Here is a 17614-nt window from a genome sequence, read left to right as displayed (position 1 = left end):
TTCTTTAAGTTTACAAAATGAAAAAGGAGAAAGATTTCATCCGATTCCGCACTATTTCAGAAATTCATGATGCCGCTGGTTTACCCAAACCGCAACATCCTTTGATCAGTATGACAACATGTGGTGGAAATACTAATATTGATTTGAGTAATGGTCCTGTGTATGATGTGCTGGATTTTTATAAAATCGTATTGATTACGGATCATCGAAAGGGAAAAATGAAATACGGACAAAGCCATTATGACTTTAACGAAGGGAGCCTGCTATTTTTAGCTCCCAATCAGGTGGTTGGATCTGTTGAACAGGATTACTCTGCTAATACACGAGTTTTATTGTTCCACCCTGATTTTCTTCTGGGATTTCCATTAGCTCAAAAGATAAAACAGTACCAATATTTTTCGTATTCGGTCAATGAAGCCCTGCACTTGTCCGATCAGGAAAGAGAAGTGATGCTGTCGTTGTTCAAAATTATGAAGGAAGAATTGAGCAGCAGGATCGACGAATTCAGTCAGGAAGTGGTCATTGCCCAATTGGAACTTTTGTTGCATTATGCCAATCGGTTTTACAAACGCCAATTCATCACCAGAAAAGGGGTAAATAACGATTTGTTACAAAAAACAGAAGCTATTTTAGATGCTTATTTCAGTAATCAACAAACGTTGCAACAAGGAAAGCCAACGGTACAGTTCCTGGCAGATCAACTCCATATTTCTGCTGGTTATTTAAGCGATATGCTCCGCTCATTAATCGGGCAAAGCGCTCAGCAATATATCCATTTCAAACTTATCGAAAGGGCTAAGGAACGTCTTTCTACTACCCAGCTTTCCGTTAGCGAGATTGCTTTTGAATTGGGGTTTGAACATCCCCAATCATTTAGCAAATTATTTAAATCGAAAACCAATCAAACTCCACTGGAATTTCGTACAAGTTTTAATTAATATATTTTATTCAAGAGTGCAAATTTAAATTTTGTCTCAACTTGGTTCGAATCCATTTTTAGCCTAACTCTCTAAAAAAATCGAACCGTCTATTAAAGAAATATTATTGATACTTTTTAAAATAAAAAGAGGCTGTCTAAAAAGACAGCCTCTTTTGTGAACGATATGGTACAAAACTCGAACCAATTAATAGAGGATTTAAAACTTCTGGTAGATATGTTGGCTGCTTAATCGGTAATGGGGTCATTCAAAACCATTGATAATGAACAATTTATTTGTAATCAAAAAATTCATGGCTACATTGCGGCCCGTTTGGCCCCTTTATGACCCCATTGCTGTTTGTGTTCGGAGAATATAAGAAGTTCCCTTACCAGTTGTTCCTTTTCTTTCAATGAACTCTTTATTTATCAATTTCTGTAAATCACGGATAGCCGTTCGTTTGGAAATAGTCGTTGATATTCTGCATTATTTATAGAACCATGTATGGATATCAAGGTTTAGTTAATGGTTGCATTAAATCTATAAAAGCCTGTGCAACCTAGACTGTATTATCACTTTTTGTTGATTTTGGAAAATTATTCATTATTTAAACCCGCTACCACAGACGAACATTTTTTAAGTATTATGCGGGGTCACACACTCCTAACTATTTCTCCCTTTTGAGCTGTTCCCTTAATTTTTGCTGCGACTTTAAAATATACTCAGCCTTGTTTTCTTCGATTTCATCAAAAACCTTATTTTGATTTTCTGTAGGCGAGAATCTTTTCCCCCATAAAACCATTTCAAAAATAATAGGTATAAGTGCAATACCTTTTTCGGTCAAAAAATAATTCTTCTTGGACTTTTTAATTGGAGAATCTCTTTTGATGATAAATCCTTCACTTTCCAGGAATTTCAATCTGTTCCCCAGGATATTTGTAGCTATTCCTTCATCTGAATCTAAGAATTCATTATATGATTTCTTATCTGAAAATATCATGTCCCTGATAATTAATAAACTCCATTTATCCCCTATAAAATCTAAGGAATAGCTGATAGGACATCCCGAACGGGATTGTAAATTTTTCATAAATTTTTATTTAACTTGTTTTTTGCAAGTTGTTTTATATACATTTACATTGCAAAACACAAGTTAATTATTTTGTTGAAAAAATTCATCATATGAAAGCACTTATTTATCAAAACGCAAATACTCTGGACGATTTTGCAATAAAATTGGCAGAGGTAACAGACCCCACAATGAATGATAACGATTTGCTTATTAGGGTAAAATCATTTTCTGTAAACCCTGGCGACACAAAGATCAGGCGTGCCGTGAGTGCTCCGGAAGACGGTCATATAATTTTGGGATGGGAATTCTCGGGAATTGTCATAAAAACGGGGAAGAAAACCAAAGGTTTCACAGTAGGAGATGAAGTATATGGTGTGGGAGATGTATCCAGAGACGGTAATTATGCGGAGTTAGTTTCTGTGGATTACAGAGTCGTGGCACATAAGCCGGCTTCTTTGCAATTCTACGAAGCGGCAGCGGTTCCTTTAACCTCCTTGACCGCATTAGGTGCCATCCTCGATGAAAACTTTCAACCTTACCCCAATGTAAGTTCCATTCTTATCATAGGAGGTTCCGGAGGAACGGGCTCAATAGCAATACAATATCTCAAAGCACAGACCAATTTAAAAATTATTGCAACCGCTTACGGAAAAGAGTCCGAAGAATGGGTAAAATCAATGGGAGCCGATTTTGTGGTTGATCATTTTGGTGATGTAAAACAACAATTACAAGATATCGGCTTTCATCAGGTTGACCAGATTTTTTCTACAAGCCATACCGCCGAACATATGCATTGGATTCTAAAAGTGTTAAGTCCATATGGGCATTTATCATTGATTGAAAGCCCCGAAGCTTTAAGCCAGATTACCCCCAATACATTCGCTTTCTCTATTCACTGGCAAATGATATTCACAAGGATATTAAAAGAATACCATCCCGAATTGCAATCTAAATTTCTAAATCAATTAAGCTCCTTAATAGACTCCGGTAAAATAAAGACGACGGCCAAAACCCGATTGATAGGTTTATCGGAGGAAACTATAAAACACGCACACACATTAATTGAAAGTGGAAAAAGTATAGGAAAAATCGTCATTGACGATATCGAGTAAAAATTTTTAAATGATAAAATATTAATAATCAGAATTAAAAAATAGAAGCTTAAAAAAATAAAAGCATTATGATCTCTTCCCTTTAGACCTGATTGTTTAAAACTAGTGGATTTCGGTCAGATAAATATTTAATTTTAAATAGACTATTTGCTTATGAAACGATCAAAATATACTGAGTCTCAGATCGTGTTTTGCCATCAAACAGGTAGAAACAGGCGTTAGGTTACAGGAAGTCTGCTATAAATGGGCATTAGCGAAGCCAGGGAGTCAAGAAGTCCACTAGCCTTTCATAATCATTTATATGATAAACCCAAATTTGGTTGTTAATTAACTGGGTTTCGATTTTTAAATATATTAGCACATATTCATCAGAAATATTTAATCTTAATGAACTCAAAACATTCACGAATAATTAGTTTGATATCCCGATATATTTCACTTGAGGAAACAGATATCGACCTTATAACCCAAGTTTTTGAACCCATATCTGTAAGAAAAAACACATTGCTTGAGGATACAGAAAAAATTGTACAAAACCTTTACTTCATCAATAATGGATTTGTACGAACTTATTATATGGATAATGGAGAAGACAAAACGACTCAAATTAATTGCCCTTCAGGGTTCATTACTTGTTTTGAAAGTTTCAATACCCGTACAAAAGCTTTTGAAAATGTAGAGACCGTAACCGATTGTGAATTACTTCAAATCACAAAATCCAATTTGGAAAACCTTAGAAAAAAAATTAAAAAATGGCGTGTTTTTGAAGAAAAGGTCTTTGAACAATTGCTTATTTTTAATGAACAACGCAACAGGGATATGATTATACTTACGGCAAAGGAGCGTTATTTAAAACTTATTGAAAATCAGATTGATATTGCAAAAAATATCCCTTTACAATATATTGCCTCTTTTATAGGTATAAAACCGGAAAGCCTTAGCAGAATAAGAAGAAATTTGGTTTCCTAACAATTGTCAAGTAGTCTCAAGTTTGTTTTTTGTCCCTTTGCACTATTAACATTGATATACAAAATGACAAAATTCCCTTATAAAACAGCATTAATTACTGGAGCTTCTTCTGGTATTGGTAAAATCTTTGCTTATGAATTAGCAAAAAAAGGTATAAACCTTGTTCTTACGGCACGTTCAGAAAATAAATTATCCCAAATATCTTCAGATTTGATTTCAAAATTTGAGATAAAGGTATCTTATATCATTGCCGATTTGTCAAATCCTACTTCAGCAAAAACAATAGTCGATCAACTAATCAACAAGAATATCATGGTTGATCTACTGGTGAATAATGCAGGAATTGGACAATGGGCCAATTTTTTGGATGAATCAATGGAAACCTATACTTCTACCATACATTTAAATATAACTTCTCTAGTATCTTTAACACATTTATTACTTCCCCAAATGCTACATCATAAAAATGGGGGTATTGTCAATATAGCTTCTGGAGCAGCTTTACAACCAGGGCCATATATGGCCGTATATGCTGCAAGCAAGGCTTTTGTGCTCTCTTTTTCTGAAGCTTTATATGGAGAATACGTGGATAAAGGAATTACCGTTACCGCAATTTGTCCCGGTAATACGCCAACCGAATTTCAGAAAACTGCAAATGCCAATACTGAGGGCATACCGGGTACAACGCCTGAGCAGGTTGTTAAAGATAGTGTTAAGGCATTGCTAAAAAGAGAAAGTAACAAGATCGTTGGTACTTCAAATTATCTCTTATCATTTGTTCCAAGAATACTTCCAAGAAAGACAGTTATCAATCTTGTTAAGAATATGATGAACAAAAGAGTAAATCCATGAAGTATAAATCGGCATTTTTTAAAATAAAACCGGTTTTCTATACTTGTAGTAAGGATCTATTACTATTTTGGCCTAAGAATACAGAGAGATTTTGGAATAATCAATAATATTTCAATTTACCAAGTAAAAAATATGATTTCAGAAAAATTGATACAGCAAATTGCATTCATCAAGGAAATTGATAAGCTAAAATACATTCAAAGAAAGACTAAACTATTTTATAGCGATCGCAATGAGAATGATGCAGAGCACAGTTGGCACTTGGCGATGATGGCAATTGTATTAGCAGAACACTCAAATAAGTCCATTGATATTCTTAAAGTTGTAAAAATGGTTTTGATACACGATATTGTGGAAATTGATGCAGGCGATACTTTCATCTATGACACCACTAAAAACCATACAAATACCGATGAAGAGCTTTTGGCGGCAAAACGGATTTTTGGATTATTGCCAGCGGAACAATCTAACGAATTAATTGAAATTTGGGAAGAATTTGAAGCAGGCGAAACCAACGAAGCTAAATTTGCAAGAGCCATGGACAGACTGGAACCGCTCTTGCAAAATGCATCTAATAATGGTGGCACTTGGGCGGAGTTCAATGTTCCTTATCAAAAAGTTTATGATAAGAAAAAAGTTATCAAAGAAGGTTCTGATACGATTTGGGATTTTGCAGAAAAACTTATTGATGAAAGCGTAGAGAAAGGAATTTTAAAGAAATAAACACTTAAGGAATATATAAGGGGTTCATTAGGTTTATAGGTTTAAAGATTTTTAATGGCATCGATTAAAAGCCATATAGCTACGATTGAGAGAGAAATACTAAAGATGTAATTTACTATTTTCTGAGATTTTTCGTGCTTAATAAATTTTGTAATAGCATTCCCTCCAGTTACCCATATAATGTGACAGAAAATTGCAAGTATGAGCAACATTAAAACCATAGAAAGAACTTGAATTGCTTGATTCTTATTTGGATTTAAAAACAGGGAAAACATTAAAAAAAGCATTAAAATACCTTTAGGGTTGAGTAATTGCAAAATCAGACCATCGTAGAAAGTATATACTTTAGTATTTGCTTTAGCTGAATTAAAATTCTTTATTACTAAAAATTTATAAGAAAGGTAAAAAATATAAACAATGCCCGCCATTTTAATTCCAAAAAGTAGTTTTGGATAACTCCGAAGGAATTCACCCAACCCTAAACCAATAATTAGGGAATAACTTACAATTACTGTATTTATACCAATAATTAACGGAATGGAGTTTTTAACTCCTTGTTTCATACCTGCTCCTGCCAAAACAATATTGGCCGGACCAGGGCTAATCATCAAGGGCAACATTACTCCTAGCCATGCTATAAAAGTATCTATATTCATAGCTTTTCATTCATATTTTTAATGGTTCTTGTTTTATAATCTGCCGCTTCCATCTGGGTTTCCATATCTTTTAAAACTTCAAAAATCAATGTTTTACCCTTGGTAAGTTCCTTCATAGTCATGTTACAAGCCTTCCAACATTTTTGTAATAGCGGAAGTACTTCTTCAGCCTTAGTTGTCAATTCTAATAAAGATCTACGTCCATCTTGCGGATCTGCAGAAGACTTTAAATATCCTTTGGCTTTCATTTTATTGGTAAGCTGCACTACTGCTGGATGAGATAATTTGGTTTCCAACGAAAGTTGACTAACTGTCATTGGGCTCTTTTCTCTTAAAAGAATAATAATCATGCGCCAACTAGGCTCAACATCTAAACCTTGTTGTTTATAAAATTGATTTGTACTATATAGGAGGGCATCGCTTAATCTTTTAAGCCTACTGCTCAGGGCAGCATATCCCATTCGCTCTAAAAAATCATTTTCCATAGTTATGTAAGTGCTTACGCAAATATAGGTAAGCGCTTACGCATATGCAAATAATTATTTGAGATGATTCCTTATTTAATTTTAAGCGATGAAAAAAATTGAACCAAATCTTTTAACAATTGACCTGATTTGCAAAGTTATTCATCTTTTTACATTGCAATTTTGTATGGTCAATAATGACAATAAAATTTAAAAAGTATAAAAATGAAAAGAACAGCAAAAGCACATTGGGATGGCAATGTAAAAGAAGGAAAAGGTAATTTAACCACACAAAGTGAAATTCTAAACAAAACCAATTATAGTTTTAAGACCCGTTTTACGGAAGAAGAGAAAGGGACAAACCCGGAAGAATTGCTTGCCGCAGCACACGCAGGATGTTTTACAATGGCGGTAGGCTTTGCCTTGTCGGAAAAAGGTTTTAATCCAGACGCATTAGATACTGAAGCTTCTGTAATAATGGAAAATTTTAAAATAATTTCGGTACACCTTTCCATTACGGGTTCTATACAGGATATCAGTGCTGAAGAATTTGAAGCCATTACAAAAGGAGCTGAACAGAATTGTTTAATATCTCAAGCATTAAGTATTCCTGTCAGTTCTGAAGCTCATCTTGTTCAATAAATAGTGAATACTATAAATGTGAGTAATAAACTATATTATTAAAACCCATTCAACATATTTTCTTACTTTAGTTTATGTTGAATGGGTTTTATCGATTAATGATCAAATCCTTAAAACATCACAGATATAATGGTAACTGATTATAGAAAAATAGAATTATTTGGAAAGACTTTTATTCAAAAGGTTAGCCTGAAACCCCCTTTTGAATTCACTTTTCCAGTTGCAGAACAGGCTTGCTTTTTATATATGCGAAAAGGTGAAATGCAATATCAGTCAGATAATGACCATTTAAAAATCCCTAATCATCATTCCTTATTGTTAAACTGCATTAATTCAGGTAAACAGATACAGAATACAGATTTGGAAAACGATGGTGAAGTCATCATTGTTACTTTTCATACTGATATTTTAAAAAAAGTCTATAACAAAGAAATTCCTTTAATATTTCAAAAAAGTAATCAAGTAACCAACCAATCCAGAGGAGCTATTAATAATGATTTTTTAATTCAAAAATACATTGAAAGCCTTTTGTTTTATTTTGAAAACCCTTCATTGGTAAATGATGAAATTTTAATTTTGAAACTAAAGGAAATCATTCTTTTATTATCACAGACCCAGGATTTTGAAACAATACAAGTTATATTATCCCAGCTTTTTTCGCACACGACCTATACGTTCAAGCAAATTATAGATGCCAATCTCTTTTCACAAACCAGCGTTGAAGAATTGGCGCAAAAAACAAATTTGAGCGTTTCCTCATTTAAAAGAGAATTTAAAAAATTATACAACGACTCTCCAGCAAGTTATATAAAAAACAAACGTTTGGAGAGAGCAGCGGAACTGCTTTTAGTTTCCGATGAACGTATCACAGACATAGCCTTTGATTGCGGGTTTAATGACCTGGCCAATTTTACAAAAAGTTTTCACAACAAGTATAATGTATCACCTTCATCTTATCGTTTGAATGCAAGTAAATAGTAAGCGGTTTGACCTAAATTGACAGGTAATTGGACTTATTCACAAAATACTTTCTTTTCTTGAATCGCAACTTTGTATAGTCAATAATGACCATAACAATTAATAGTTCAAGAACAATGAAACATTTAAAATTAGCATTTGGATTAGCCATATTTACCTTACTATTCTCGGTAAATACCTTTGCACAAAGTTCAGCAAAAATCATCGCAGTTGTAAACAAAGCCAGTTGGTGCAGTGTGTGTAAGTCGAATGAAGAAAGAGCAATGGCTGCATTTAAGGAAAATAACAAAGACGGCGCTTATCAGTTTGTAATCAATAACCTCTCTGATGCCGAAACTGCCAAAAAATCAGCGGCAGAAATCAATAAACTCGGTCTCACCAAATTAATGAAACCCTATAAGGCAACAGGTATCGTGTGTTTGTTTGATGCCAAAACCAAAGAGCCAATTAATCAAATACTCATGTCTTTATCCACCGAAGATATTGGCCGGGCTATGGCTCATTTTAAAATGGATAGATAAATCCAATTATTAATCTTCAAAAGCAACCCGGACATAGGTTTGTTGGGTTGCTTTTTAATTTCAAACAAATTAAATCATGTTATCAACAGGAAAAAGAATGATTCTTTTTTCAATGCTGTTTGTATGTCTCTCATTCGTAAAAGGTTTTGGGCAAATACAAGAAAATCCGGTACGTTGGGAAACAAGCATTGAGGAGGGAAAAAGAGATACTTTATTAGTTAGCCTAAAAGCGACTATAAAGGACGGATGGCATATCAACAGTCAATTCAATGCTATCAAAGAAGGACCACTTCCTACCGTATTCAAGTTTGAAAAATCACAGCAATATACCGTAGTGGATAAAGTGGTCGAACCCAAACCACTTAGTAAAGTAGAAAAAGCATACGATAACAAAAAGCTGTATTACTTTGAGCATGAAGTTGAATTCGTCCAAAAAATAATCCCAAAAACTACAGATAGTATTACGGTAAAAGGAGCGGTAACCTATATGTCCTGTAGCGATACTATGTGCCTGCCTCCGGAAACAGAGGATATAGCCATAACATACAAACCGCAGCATGCAATCAACGCAGTAAACCTATCTTCAACTTCGGAAGAGAATACTAATATAGGTTGGGTGTTTTTAGGTGGACTTTTAGGCGGATTTCTGGCTTTACTTACACCTTGTGTGTTTTCTATGATTCCGCTAACGGTAAGTTATTTTACCAAGAATGGTGGCATCAAAAAAGCCATTACTTATGCCGCATCCATTATCGTTATCTATGTTGCACTAGGATTAATTATTACGCTTACATTAGGTCCGGATGCTCTCAATGCCTTTGCAAGTAATGGAATTGTAAACCTCATATTCTTCTTGATATTCGTGGTATTTGCACTCTCATTTTTTGGTGCATTTGAAATAACACTACCCAACAGTTGGCTTAGTAAATCAGATAAAATGTCAGATAAAGGTGGATACATTGGAATATTCTTTATGGCATTTACATTGGCTCTGGTATCGTTTTCCTGTACAGGTCCCATAATTGGAAGTTTATTGGTACAAGCGGCAATTAGTGGAAGTATTGTTTCCCCTGCTGCCGGAATGTTCGGTTTTGCGCTTGCTTTGTCTATTCCGTTTATGCTGTTTGCAGCTTTTCCCAGTATGCTTAAAAAATTGCCAAAATCGGGTAGTTGGCTGGGTAAAGTAAAAGTGATATTGGGATTTTTGGAGTTGGCATTAGCCATGAAGTTTTTATCGACATTTGATTTGGTGTACCAATTAGGCTTTTTAAAGAGAGAGGTGTTTATAGCGGTTTGGATTGTGATATTCACCTTATTCGGCTTTTATATGCTCGGAAAATTGAATTTTGCTGAATATGAGAACAAGGTAAAAACGTCCATCAGTGGATTTATTTCCTCGATCGTGATTTTTAGTTTTGTAGTCTACCTGATTCCGGGATTATGGGGGGCACCAGTAAAATTAGCAAGCGGATTTTTACCACCATCCTTTTACAAAGAATGGAATCAAAATACACAGGTTTTAGATACCGGTATAAGCAATCATTCTAATACCGCAACCGCTGATACACATTCACAACCCTGTCCTCAAAACCTGAATTGTTTTCACGATTATAATGAAGGGGTTGCTTATGCTAAAAAAATAAATAAACCTATTCTGCTTGATTTCACCGGGTGGAGTTGTGTGAACTGTCGCAAGATGGAAGATAATGTATGGAGCGACCCGATGGTGTGGGATAAACTAAACAACAATTATGTACTGATTTCTCTCTATGTAGATGATACTACACCATTGCCGAAAGATGAACAATTTGTTTCAAGAACTACCGGAAAGAAGATCAAAACCATTGGAAATAAATGGAGTGATTTCCAGACCACGAAATTTAAAACCAATTCACAGCCCTATTATGTTGTAGTCGACACTAATGGAGATATGCTTCATCAGCCTATAGCATATGAGCCTAACGTTAAAAAGTACGCCGAATTTTTACAGGTAGGGATAAATAAGTTCAAGTAAATCGTGTATCAAAACGGAACAGAAACAAAACCTGAACCAAATCGCCAAACAATTGGGCTGATTCACAAAATGTATTCTGTTTTTGTATCACAATTTTACACTATCAAAATGGTATTTTATGAAACCTGTAAAAATAAATACTTACGCCCTATTCTTTAGTCTATTTTTCTTAGGCTTGATTTCATCAATAAGTGTGAAAGCACAACAGAATTCCTCAGAGAATACAGGAATTATTTTTAGTAATCTTGCCTTTAAAAAAGTTATAGAGACAGCTAAAACCGGTCACAAGAAAATATTTGTAGATGCTTACGCCACTTGGTGCGCACCCTGTAAACAACTTCAAAAAACAACATTCAAAGATGCAAAAGCAGCAGCGTATTTCAATAAAAATTTCATCAATGTAAGTATCGATGTCGAAAAAGGGGAAGGAGTTGAATTGACTAAAAAATGGCAAGTAGATGGCCTGCCAACACTTCTTATTCTTGACGAAAACGGAAGTGTATTGGCCAATCATACCGGCTATTTAGATGGCGGAGGGTTACTTGAATTCGCTAAAGAAACAACTGGTAAATGATTACTCCAATTCTTTTAAGAAGAAGTATCAGATTCAAATACCAATTTTAATAAAATGAAAGGGAAAATATTATTATACACCATTCTGTTTTTCTCGGTCTCGGGATTTGCTCAATCGCAAAAAACTGTAACCACCAAAACCGATACCGCGACCTTTGCATCAGGCTGTTTTTGGTGTATCGAAGTCAAGTTTTCACAACTCAATGGTGTTTTGAAAGTAACATCAGGTTATACCGGCGGCCATGTAGCCAATCCTACTTACGAACAAGTGTGTACAGGTAGAACAGGTCACGCCGAAGCGGCGAATATTGTTTACGACCCCCAAATCATATCTTATGATGAACTGCTGGAAGCTTTTTTTCTGTCGCATGATCCCACACAACTAAACCGACAAGGGAACGATGTAGGCACACAGTACCGTTCTGCCATATTTTACCATAACGAGATGCAACGCCGGAAAGCGGAATATTATATCGCAGAGCTTACAAAACAGAAAATTTATAGCAAGCCTATCGTCACCGAAGTAAAACCGTTCACCAGGTTTTATAAGGCAGAACAATATCATCAGGAATACTATAAAAAAAATCCGAATCAGGGCTATTGCCGATATGTAATCCAGTCGGAATTAGAAAAATTCAAAAAGATATTCAAGGATAAACTGAAAAAATAAATAAGCAATGAAGAGAATAATTTTTGCCTGCCTGCTGGCAATACTTTCCGTAGGCAGTTATGCACAGAATGAAAAATCAGCTATGGGGCATGAAAATAACCCTTATTACTCAACAACAGATACTACAAAGCTCAACGTATCGGATGCCGAATGGAAAAAAATACTACCTAAAGATCTTTATCTGGTAGCCAGGAAAAAACATACGGAACGGGCATTTACCGGTAAATATTGGAAGAGTGATACCAAAGGAACCTATTATTGTGCGGTTTGCGGAAACTTGCTCTTTAAATCTGATGCCAAATTTGCCAGTAGTTGCGGTTGGCCGAGTTTTTTTGAACCGCTAAGAAAGAACAGTGTTACTTACGAGCAAGATAATTCTCATGGAATGACCAGAACGGAAGTGCTTTGTGGGCGTTGCGGTTCTCATTTGGGGCATATTTTTAACGATGGGCCTCCTCCCACTTATAAAAGATATTGTATGAACTCCATTAGTCTGGACTTTGAACCGGACAAGAAATAACCACACATATATTGCAGACGTCTTAGGCTGTCCATTCTTAACAGTTCTCAATCATTTATGATAACATGATAAAAAATAATATTAAAATACAGATATGTATAGGGTTAGTCCTACTTTCCTATAACATCCACGCACAGAACATGGTTAGTATGTCTTCTTTACATCCGGAGACAGATACTGCAGGTACCGATAAGAGAGAATTGGCAATTCGTTATCCTGATTTAAGGCAATTCGGGGTATCGGCTACTCATTTTGGCTATAGTGATTTTGATGCAAAATTAAATGACGCCGATTTTGCCGGTGGAAAAATAAGAACCGAACGTATCAATACTTTTTTTAATACACCGGCTGTTAAATGGAACGGCAATTCCTTGTCTGCCAGCATTAATTATACCTATACATCTACAGAGCTAAAAGATATTTCCAATACACTTCCGGATCAAGAACTAACTCCCTTAACGAGAGACAAAAGTAACTTCGATTTGGCTCTGAATTATTCACGGTCGGCAAAAATATTTAATCATCCTATTATTTACTCATTGGTAGCGAGAGGAATAACTGACGGAGTGAATAGTTTTCGTCGCTTTAATTTGAATGGAAGTTTTAATTTACCTTTAAAGAAAACAGAATACACCTCTTTCTCCGTTGGGTTGTTAGTCTTAATTGATCCTTCCGCACCAATTCCCGTAGAACCAATCATTAACTACTACCATAAATTCAATTCTTCAGGGATCGAATTGATTGTTGATCTTCCAAATGGTGTGAACTTGAAAAAGGAAATTGCAAAAAATGCATGGTTTAAGATTGGTTCCAACCAGCGTTCCTACACAACTTTTTACGACCGTCATAATGCTTTCTTAGACGGAAAGGTAAGCTACAATACCATTGAACTGAAAAGCGGAGCAGCCTTTGAATACCTTTTCGCAAAAAATATCATATTAACCATCGATGGTGGATTCAACAGTTTTTTATCTGCCAAGCTGTTTAAAGATGGAGAAAACTACCGTAACGCATCCTTCGATAGCGATAATAAAGGTACCGGATATGTAAATGTAGGATTGTCTTTATTGACATTTTAAAAAGCGTGGCTTCCAAAAGTTTAGCGATTTATTTGAACCAAATCCTCAAATAATTGAACCAATCTGCAAAGTTATTCTATTATCTGTAGCGCAATTTTGCGGTATAAAAAACAAAAAATATGGGACTATCAACTTTAGGTATTTTTCATACCATTATCGGCATCGTTGCAATTATTGCCGCCATTATTTCTTATGTGCGGTTTGGTAAAATCAACCTGCAACATGTTACCGGTAAAATCTATTTTTATTTTACTGTAATTACCTCGCTAAGCTCCTTGGGTTTATTAAAACACGGTTTCAACCCGGGGCACATTTTTGCTTTATTCATTGTGGCTTTAGTTGTTATTGCCTATTTCCTGCATACAAAAAAACAAGGAAATAACAGGAGCAGATATTTTGAAAACTTTTTGCTTTCATTTAGTTTTTTCTTTTCGTGGGTTCCTACCATCAACGAAACTTTTAATCGTGTTCCTGTCGACCACCCGTTGGCAAACGGCCCCAAAGACCCGATAATTGCAAAAACACTTCTTGTATTTTTCATTCTGTTTATCGTTGGTTCGGTCTTACAGTTTAGGAAACAAAAGAAAATTAATAAGGGAGTATAAAACCATCCACTTATTTGGAAAAAAGGTAGATAGGGTATTGTATTTCATCAGTATAGAAAGGATATGCATTGAATAATTTGACTAATGTCATCCTATGAAATTATTACATATCTATTGAATTCACTAATTTTGCAATATGCCGGAGACCAAAAACATTGAAGCGTTTTATACGCATAAATTCGATAAAACACCAACACTTCCCCCTGTTGGTGCTGGGGATTTTAATGTCTTTCAGCTATCTGATATCAATGGTAGCCGGTCACAGGCCCCTTATGTGCGGTATAATTTTTACAAAATTATGCTGATTCGCGGGAAGCATCGTTGTCATTATGCTGATAAGAGCATCGCAATTGATGGAAGCACACTGCTTTTTTTTAACCCAGCTGTTCCCTATCAATTTGAGCGTCTGGATAAAAAAGCAACCGGATTCTTTTGCCTTTTTAAGGAATCTTTTTTCACAGAAAGCCATAGAAACGGTATACACGACCTACCTATCTTTCTTCCGGGCGGGAAGCCGGCGTATCGATTAAATGAAAAGCAAGACCGGGAAGTGGCGACTTTATTTGAAAAGATGGTGGTGGAAAACCGTTCAGATTACCGGTTTAAGTATGATTTGTTACGCAATCAGGTATCTGAGCTAATTCATTATGCGATGAAAATGCAACCGGAAGAACAACAGTATCAGCATCCCGACGCCAATGCTCGCATTACTGCTATATTTACCGAACTACTGGAAAGTCAATTCCCGATAGCCTCGCCGGAACAAGGTATCCGTATGCGTTCCGCCGGCGATTTTGCCGAAAGACTTTCCGTTCACATCAATCACCTTAACCGAGCGGTACGCTTAACCACCGGAAAAACAACTACTGATCATATAGCGGAACGTTTGGTAGCCGAAGCAATGGCCTTATTGAAACATACGGATTGGAATGTATCAGAAATAAGCTATTGCCTGGGCTTTACACAACCCGCCCATTTTACCTACTTTTTTAAGAAACACACCCATACCACGCCTACCTCGGTTCGCCTTGTTTGAATTTCGATAGCATCCGTTTGATTTAAGTAAACAATTAACCTGGATCCCGTAATACCTTTGTTCGAACAAAATAAAGGATATGGAAAACAAAAAAGTATGGTTTATCACAGGAGCATCAAAAGGGCTGGGCTTAGCGGTTGCCAAACAACTCCTGCAAAAGGGAGAACAAGTAGTTGCCACCAGTAGAAATGTAAAGGCATTAACAGCGGTATTTGGCAACGATTACGCTGCAAATTTTTTGCCTCTTGAAGTTGACCTGACCAGTTCAGCTTCAATTAAAGCTTCGATGAAGGCTACCGTTGATAAATTTGGAAAAATTGACGTTGTAGTCAATAATGCCGGATATGGGACAGGAGGTGCGCTGGAAGAATTGAAAGAAGCGGAAATTCAGCAAAGCTTTGACGTTAATTTCTTTGCCGTAATCAAAGTCATCCAAGCAGTACTCCCGTATATGCGAAAGGAAAAATCCGGTCATATCATTAACATCTCATCCATAGCAGGCTTTGCTCCGGGCTTGGGATGGTCAGTTTATGGGGCCGCCAAAGCGGCTATTAACGGATTGTCCGAAGGTTTGGCAAACGAACTGAATCCTTTGGGCATCCAAGTTTCTATTGTCTCACCAGGTTGGTTCAGGACTAGTTTTGCCAAAGAAGAATCGATAGCTTTGAGTGAACAACAACTTCCCGATTATGAACACATCAGAACCGCTCACAAAAAATTCAAATCTACAGATGGAAAGCAAATTGGCGATCCCAATAAGGTAGCAGCTGTTTTTATGGACCTTGTCAGCAACCCTAATCCACCGGTACAACTATTTATGGGAAGCGATGCCTACGGCAGGGCGACTTCCAAGGTGAATGATCTGGCTCAAAATATGAAAATTTTCCAATCTCTATCCGTTTCGACGGATTTTTGAACGTAGTTTATAGTTAACAATTAAATATATGAATATATCAAATAATAAGATTTTAATCACAGGAGGTTGCAAGTGGCATCGGTTTGGGATTGACAGAACGCTTTATTAAGGAAAACAACACTGTCATTATCTGTGACCGGCGACAGAATGCGCTCGATGAGATGATGCAAAAATTCCCCGGCGTAATCACCCTTCAATGGAGATTGAAGAGGAAAGAATCACCTTATTTGAATGGATATCCCAAGAACACCCTGACCTGAATGTCCTGATCAATAATGCAGGTATCCAAAACTGGATGAAAGTGACCGAAGATCATTTCTTTGAAAGGTCAAAACAAGAAGTGGGCATCAATATACTTGCACCTCTTCATCTGACAAGTCTTTTTCTACAGCTTCCATTATTGACAGCCCTTATCAACGTGACTTCAGGACTGGCATTTACTCCATTATCCAAGGTCCCCGTATACAGTGCGACTAAAGCATTTTTCCGATCGTTTACGTTATCACTTAGACGTCAATTGCGAAATACAGGGGTTGAGGTAATTGAGATTATCCCGCCTAAATTGAATACAGATCTAGGAGGAAAAGGCCTGCACGATGATGCCCCGCCGTTAAACGAATTTCTTGAATCCATCTTTGAACAATTAAAAAATGGTCAGACCGAATTGGCTTATGGTCTTAGTGCTAAACACCTCAAAGAAAACAACATCACCATAAAAGAGCATTTTAAAAAACTGAACATGGAACAAAAAAAATTACAATAAGTTTATGATTGGAACTGATCAATATTTTGATAATGTTAAAATATATGTAAAAACGTCTGGAGCTAATAATAGTTTGAAAATTATAATTTCTACCATTTAAAATAAATAGCGATTTTCAATGAATTTAAAGAAAGTTTATAATAATTGAAAATGAACATCAATACCCCTTGGAGTGGCTGGGTTTATTAATCATGATCACCCCTCAATCCAGCAAAAACAAATGTAAGGGCAATTACTGATGAGCAACTATACAATAGTATTAATCGTATTCCAGAAGAAAACCTACCTCTTCAAAAACTTATTAAAACTCAAACATTTTCCATCACTAAAGAGGATGAAATCGCTTTACTAATCAAGCAGTATCACTCTTAGCTAATTGTCCTACTTGATCAGACATTGGAAAATCAAAAGGAGTTATATCTCAAAATATCGCTTTAAAGAAGGTATATAAGATTTGGATATCTCGGATCAATTAGTGCCACTAAAAATGGCGTGTTAGTGCCAGGCGTTTCGGTTTAAACAGTGCCATTAC

20 protein-coding genes are annotated in these 17614 nt (G+C 35.8%); 17 read left to right on the top strand and 3 right to left on the bottom strand.

What is annotated here, in order from left to right; genetic code table 11:
* Positions 1–17 precede the first annotated feature (17 nt).
* Complete coding sequence (locus DN748_RS16770; protein ID WP_112372992.1) at positions 18–938, top strand: helix-turn-helix domain-containing protein; 921 nt, start codon at positions 18–20, stop codon at positions 936–938.
* Positions 939–1584: 646 nt separating this feature from the next.
* Here the strand turns inward: DN748_RS16770 and DN748_RS16765 are convergent.
* Positions 1585–2007, bottom strand: a complete 423-nt coding sequence (locus tag DN748_RS16765; RefSeq protein ID WP_112372991.1) for a winged helix-turn-helix transcriptional regulator — start codon at positions 2005–2007, stop codon at positions 1585–1587.
* Positions 2008–2099: 92 nt separating this feature from the next.
* Between DN748_RS16765 and DN748_RS16760 the strand changes: the two genes are divergently transcribed.
* From DN748_RS16760 to DN748_RS16745, 4 genes are all read left to right on the top strand, one after another.
* On the top strand, positions 2100–3101 hold the full coding sequence (locus DN748_RS16760; RefSeq protein ID WP_112372990.1) for a zinc-binding alcohol dehydrogenase family protein: 1002 nt from the start codon (positions 2100–2102) through the stop codon (positions 3099–3101).
* A 387-nt stretch (positions 3102–3488) separates the two neighbouring features.
* Positions 3489–4070, top strand: coding sequence for a Crp/Fnr family transcriptional regulator (locus DN748_RS16755; RefSeq protein WP_112372989.1), 582 nt, complete (start codon positions 3489–3491; stop codon positions 4068–4070).
* A 63-nt stretch (positions 4071–4133) separates the two neighbouring features.
* Positions 4134–4922 carry an SDR family NAD(P)-dependent oxidoreductase gene (locus DN748_RS16750; protein WP_112372988.1) on the top strand — a complete coding sequence of 263 codons (789 nt, stop codon included), beginning with the start codon at positions 4134–4136 and terminating at the stop codon, positions 4920–4922.
* Positions 4923–5054: 132 nt separating this feature from the next.
* On the top strand, positions 5055–5645 hold the full coding sequence (locus DN748_RS16745) for an HD domain-containing protein (protein ID WP_112372987.1): 591 nt from the start codon (positions 5055–5057) through the stop codon (positions 5643–5645).
* 41 nt (positions 5646–5686) lie between these two features.
* Here the strand turns inward: DN748_RS16745 and DN748_RS16740 are convergent, their stop codons facing one another.
* Positions 5687–6301, bottom strand: a complete 615-nt coding sequence (locus DN748_RS16740; RefSeq protein WP_112372986.1) for a LysE family translocator — start codon at positions 6299–6301, stop codon at positions 5687–5689.
* A complete protein-coding gene (locus DN748_RS16735; protein ID WP_112372985.1) occupies positions 6298–6786 on the bottom strand; it encodes a MarR family winged helix-turn-helix transcriptional regulator in 489 nt (162 codons plus the stop codon). Before DN748_RS16735 ends, DN748_RS16740 begins: the two co-directional genes overlap by 4 nt.
* A 204-nt stretch (positions 6787–6990) precedes the next feature.
* Here DN748_RS16735 and DN748_RS16730 point away from each other — a divergent pair, with 204 nt between their 5' ends.
* The 12 genes from DN748_RS16730 to DN748_RS16675 all read left to right on the top strand — a co-directional run bounded on the left by DN748_RS16730 (position 6991) and on the right by DN748_RS16675 (position 17082).
* On the top strand, positions 6991–7407 hold the full coding sequence (locus DN748_RS16730) for an OsmC family peroxiredoxin (protein WP_112372984.1): 417 nt from the start codon (positions 6991–6993) through the stop codon (positions 7405–7407).
* 129 nt (positions 7408–7536) lie between these two features.
* A complete protein-coding gene (locus DN748_RS16725; RefSeq protein WP_112372983.1) occupies positions 7537–8385 on the top strand; it encodes a helix-turn-helix domain-containing protein in 849 nt (282 codons plus the stop codon).
* A 116-nt stretch (positions 8386–8501) separates the two neighbouring features.
* Positions 8502–8906 carry a hypothetical protein gene (locus DN748_RS16720; protein WP_112372982.1) on the top strand — a complete coding sequence of 135 codons (405 nt, stop codon included), beginning with the start codon at positions 8502–8504 and terminating at the stop codon, positions 8904–8906.
* Between the two features lie 76 nt (positions 8907–8982).
* Positions 8983–10920, top strand: coding sequence for a protein-disulfide reductase DsbD family protein (locus DN748_RS16715; RefSeq protein WP_236636909.1), 1938 nt, complete (start codon positions 8983–8985; stop codon positions 10918–10920).
* A gap of 118 nt (positions 10921–11038) precedes the next feature.
* Entirely contained in the window at positions 11039–11494 is a 456-nt protein-coding gene (locus DN748_RS16710; RefSeq protein WP_112372980.1) for a thioredoxin family protein, read from the top strand.
* A 54-nt stretch (positions 11495–11548) separates the two neighbouring features.
* A complete protein-coding gene (gene msrA / locus DN748_RS16705) occupies positions 11549–12163 on the top strand; it encodes a peptide-methionine (S)-S-oxide reductase MsrA (RefSeq protein ID WP_112372979.1) in 615 nt (204 codons plus the stop codon).
* 7 nt (positions 12164–12170) lie between these two features.
* Entirely contained in the window at positions 12171–12683 is a 513-nt protein-coding gene (gene msrB, locus DN748_RS16700; protein ID WP_112372978.1) for a peptide-methionine (R)-S-oxide reductase MsrB, read from the top strand.
* A 149-nt stretch (positions 12684–12832) separates the two neighbouring features.
* Entirely contained in the window at positions 12833–13762 is a 930-nt protein-coding gene (locus DN748_RS16695; protein ID WP_146746636.1) for a hypothetical protein, read from the top strand.
* A gap of 119 nt (positions 13763–13881) precedes the next feature.
* A complete protein-coding gene (locus DN748_RS16690) occupies positions 13882–14367 on the top strand; it encodes a hypothetical protein (RefSeq protein WP_112372976.1) in 486 nt (161 codons plus the stop codon).
* Between the two features lie 136 nt (positions 14368–14503).
* Positions 14504–15403 carry a helix-turn-helix domain-containing protein gene (locus DN748_RS16685; protein ID WP_112372975.1) on the top strand — a complete coding sequence of 300 codons (900 nt, stop codon included), beginning with the start codon at positions 14504–14506 and terminating at the stop codon, positions 15401–15403.
* A gap of 79 nt (positions 15404–15482) precedes the next feature.
* On the top strand, positions 15483–16319 hold the full coding sequence (locus tag DN748_RS16680; protein ID WP_112372974.1) for an SDR family NAD(P)-dependent oxidoreductase: 837 nt from the start codon (positions 15483–15485) through the stop codon (positions 16317–16319).
* A gap of 196 nt (positions 16320–16515) precedes the next feature.
* Positions 16516–17082 carry an SDR family NAD(P)-dependent oxidoreductase gene (locus tag DN748_RS16675; protein ID WP_236636908.1) on the top strand — a complete coding sequence of 189 codons (567 nt, stop codon included), beginning with the start codon at positions 16516–16518 and terminating at the stop codon, positions 17080–17082.
* Positions 17083–17614: the final 532 nt, after the last annotated feature.

Source organism: Sinomicrobium soli, from assembly GCF_003285545.1.
In the GTDB taxonomy this organism is placed as follows: domain Bacteria; phylum Bacteroidota; class Bacteroidia; order Flavobacteriales; family Flavobacteriaceae; genus Sinomicrobium.
Note: the sequence above shows the minus strand (reverse complement) of the source record. Positions and strands in the feature narration are given on the sequence as shown.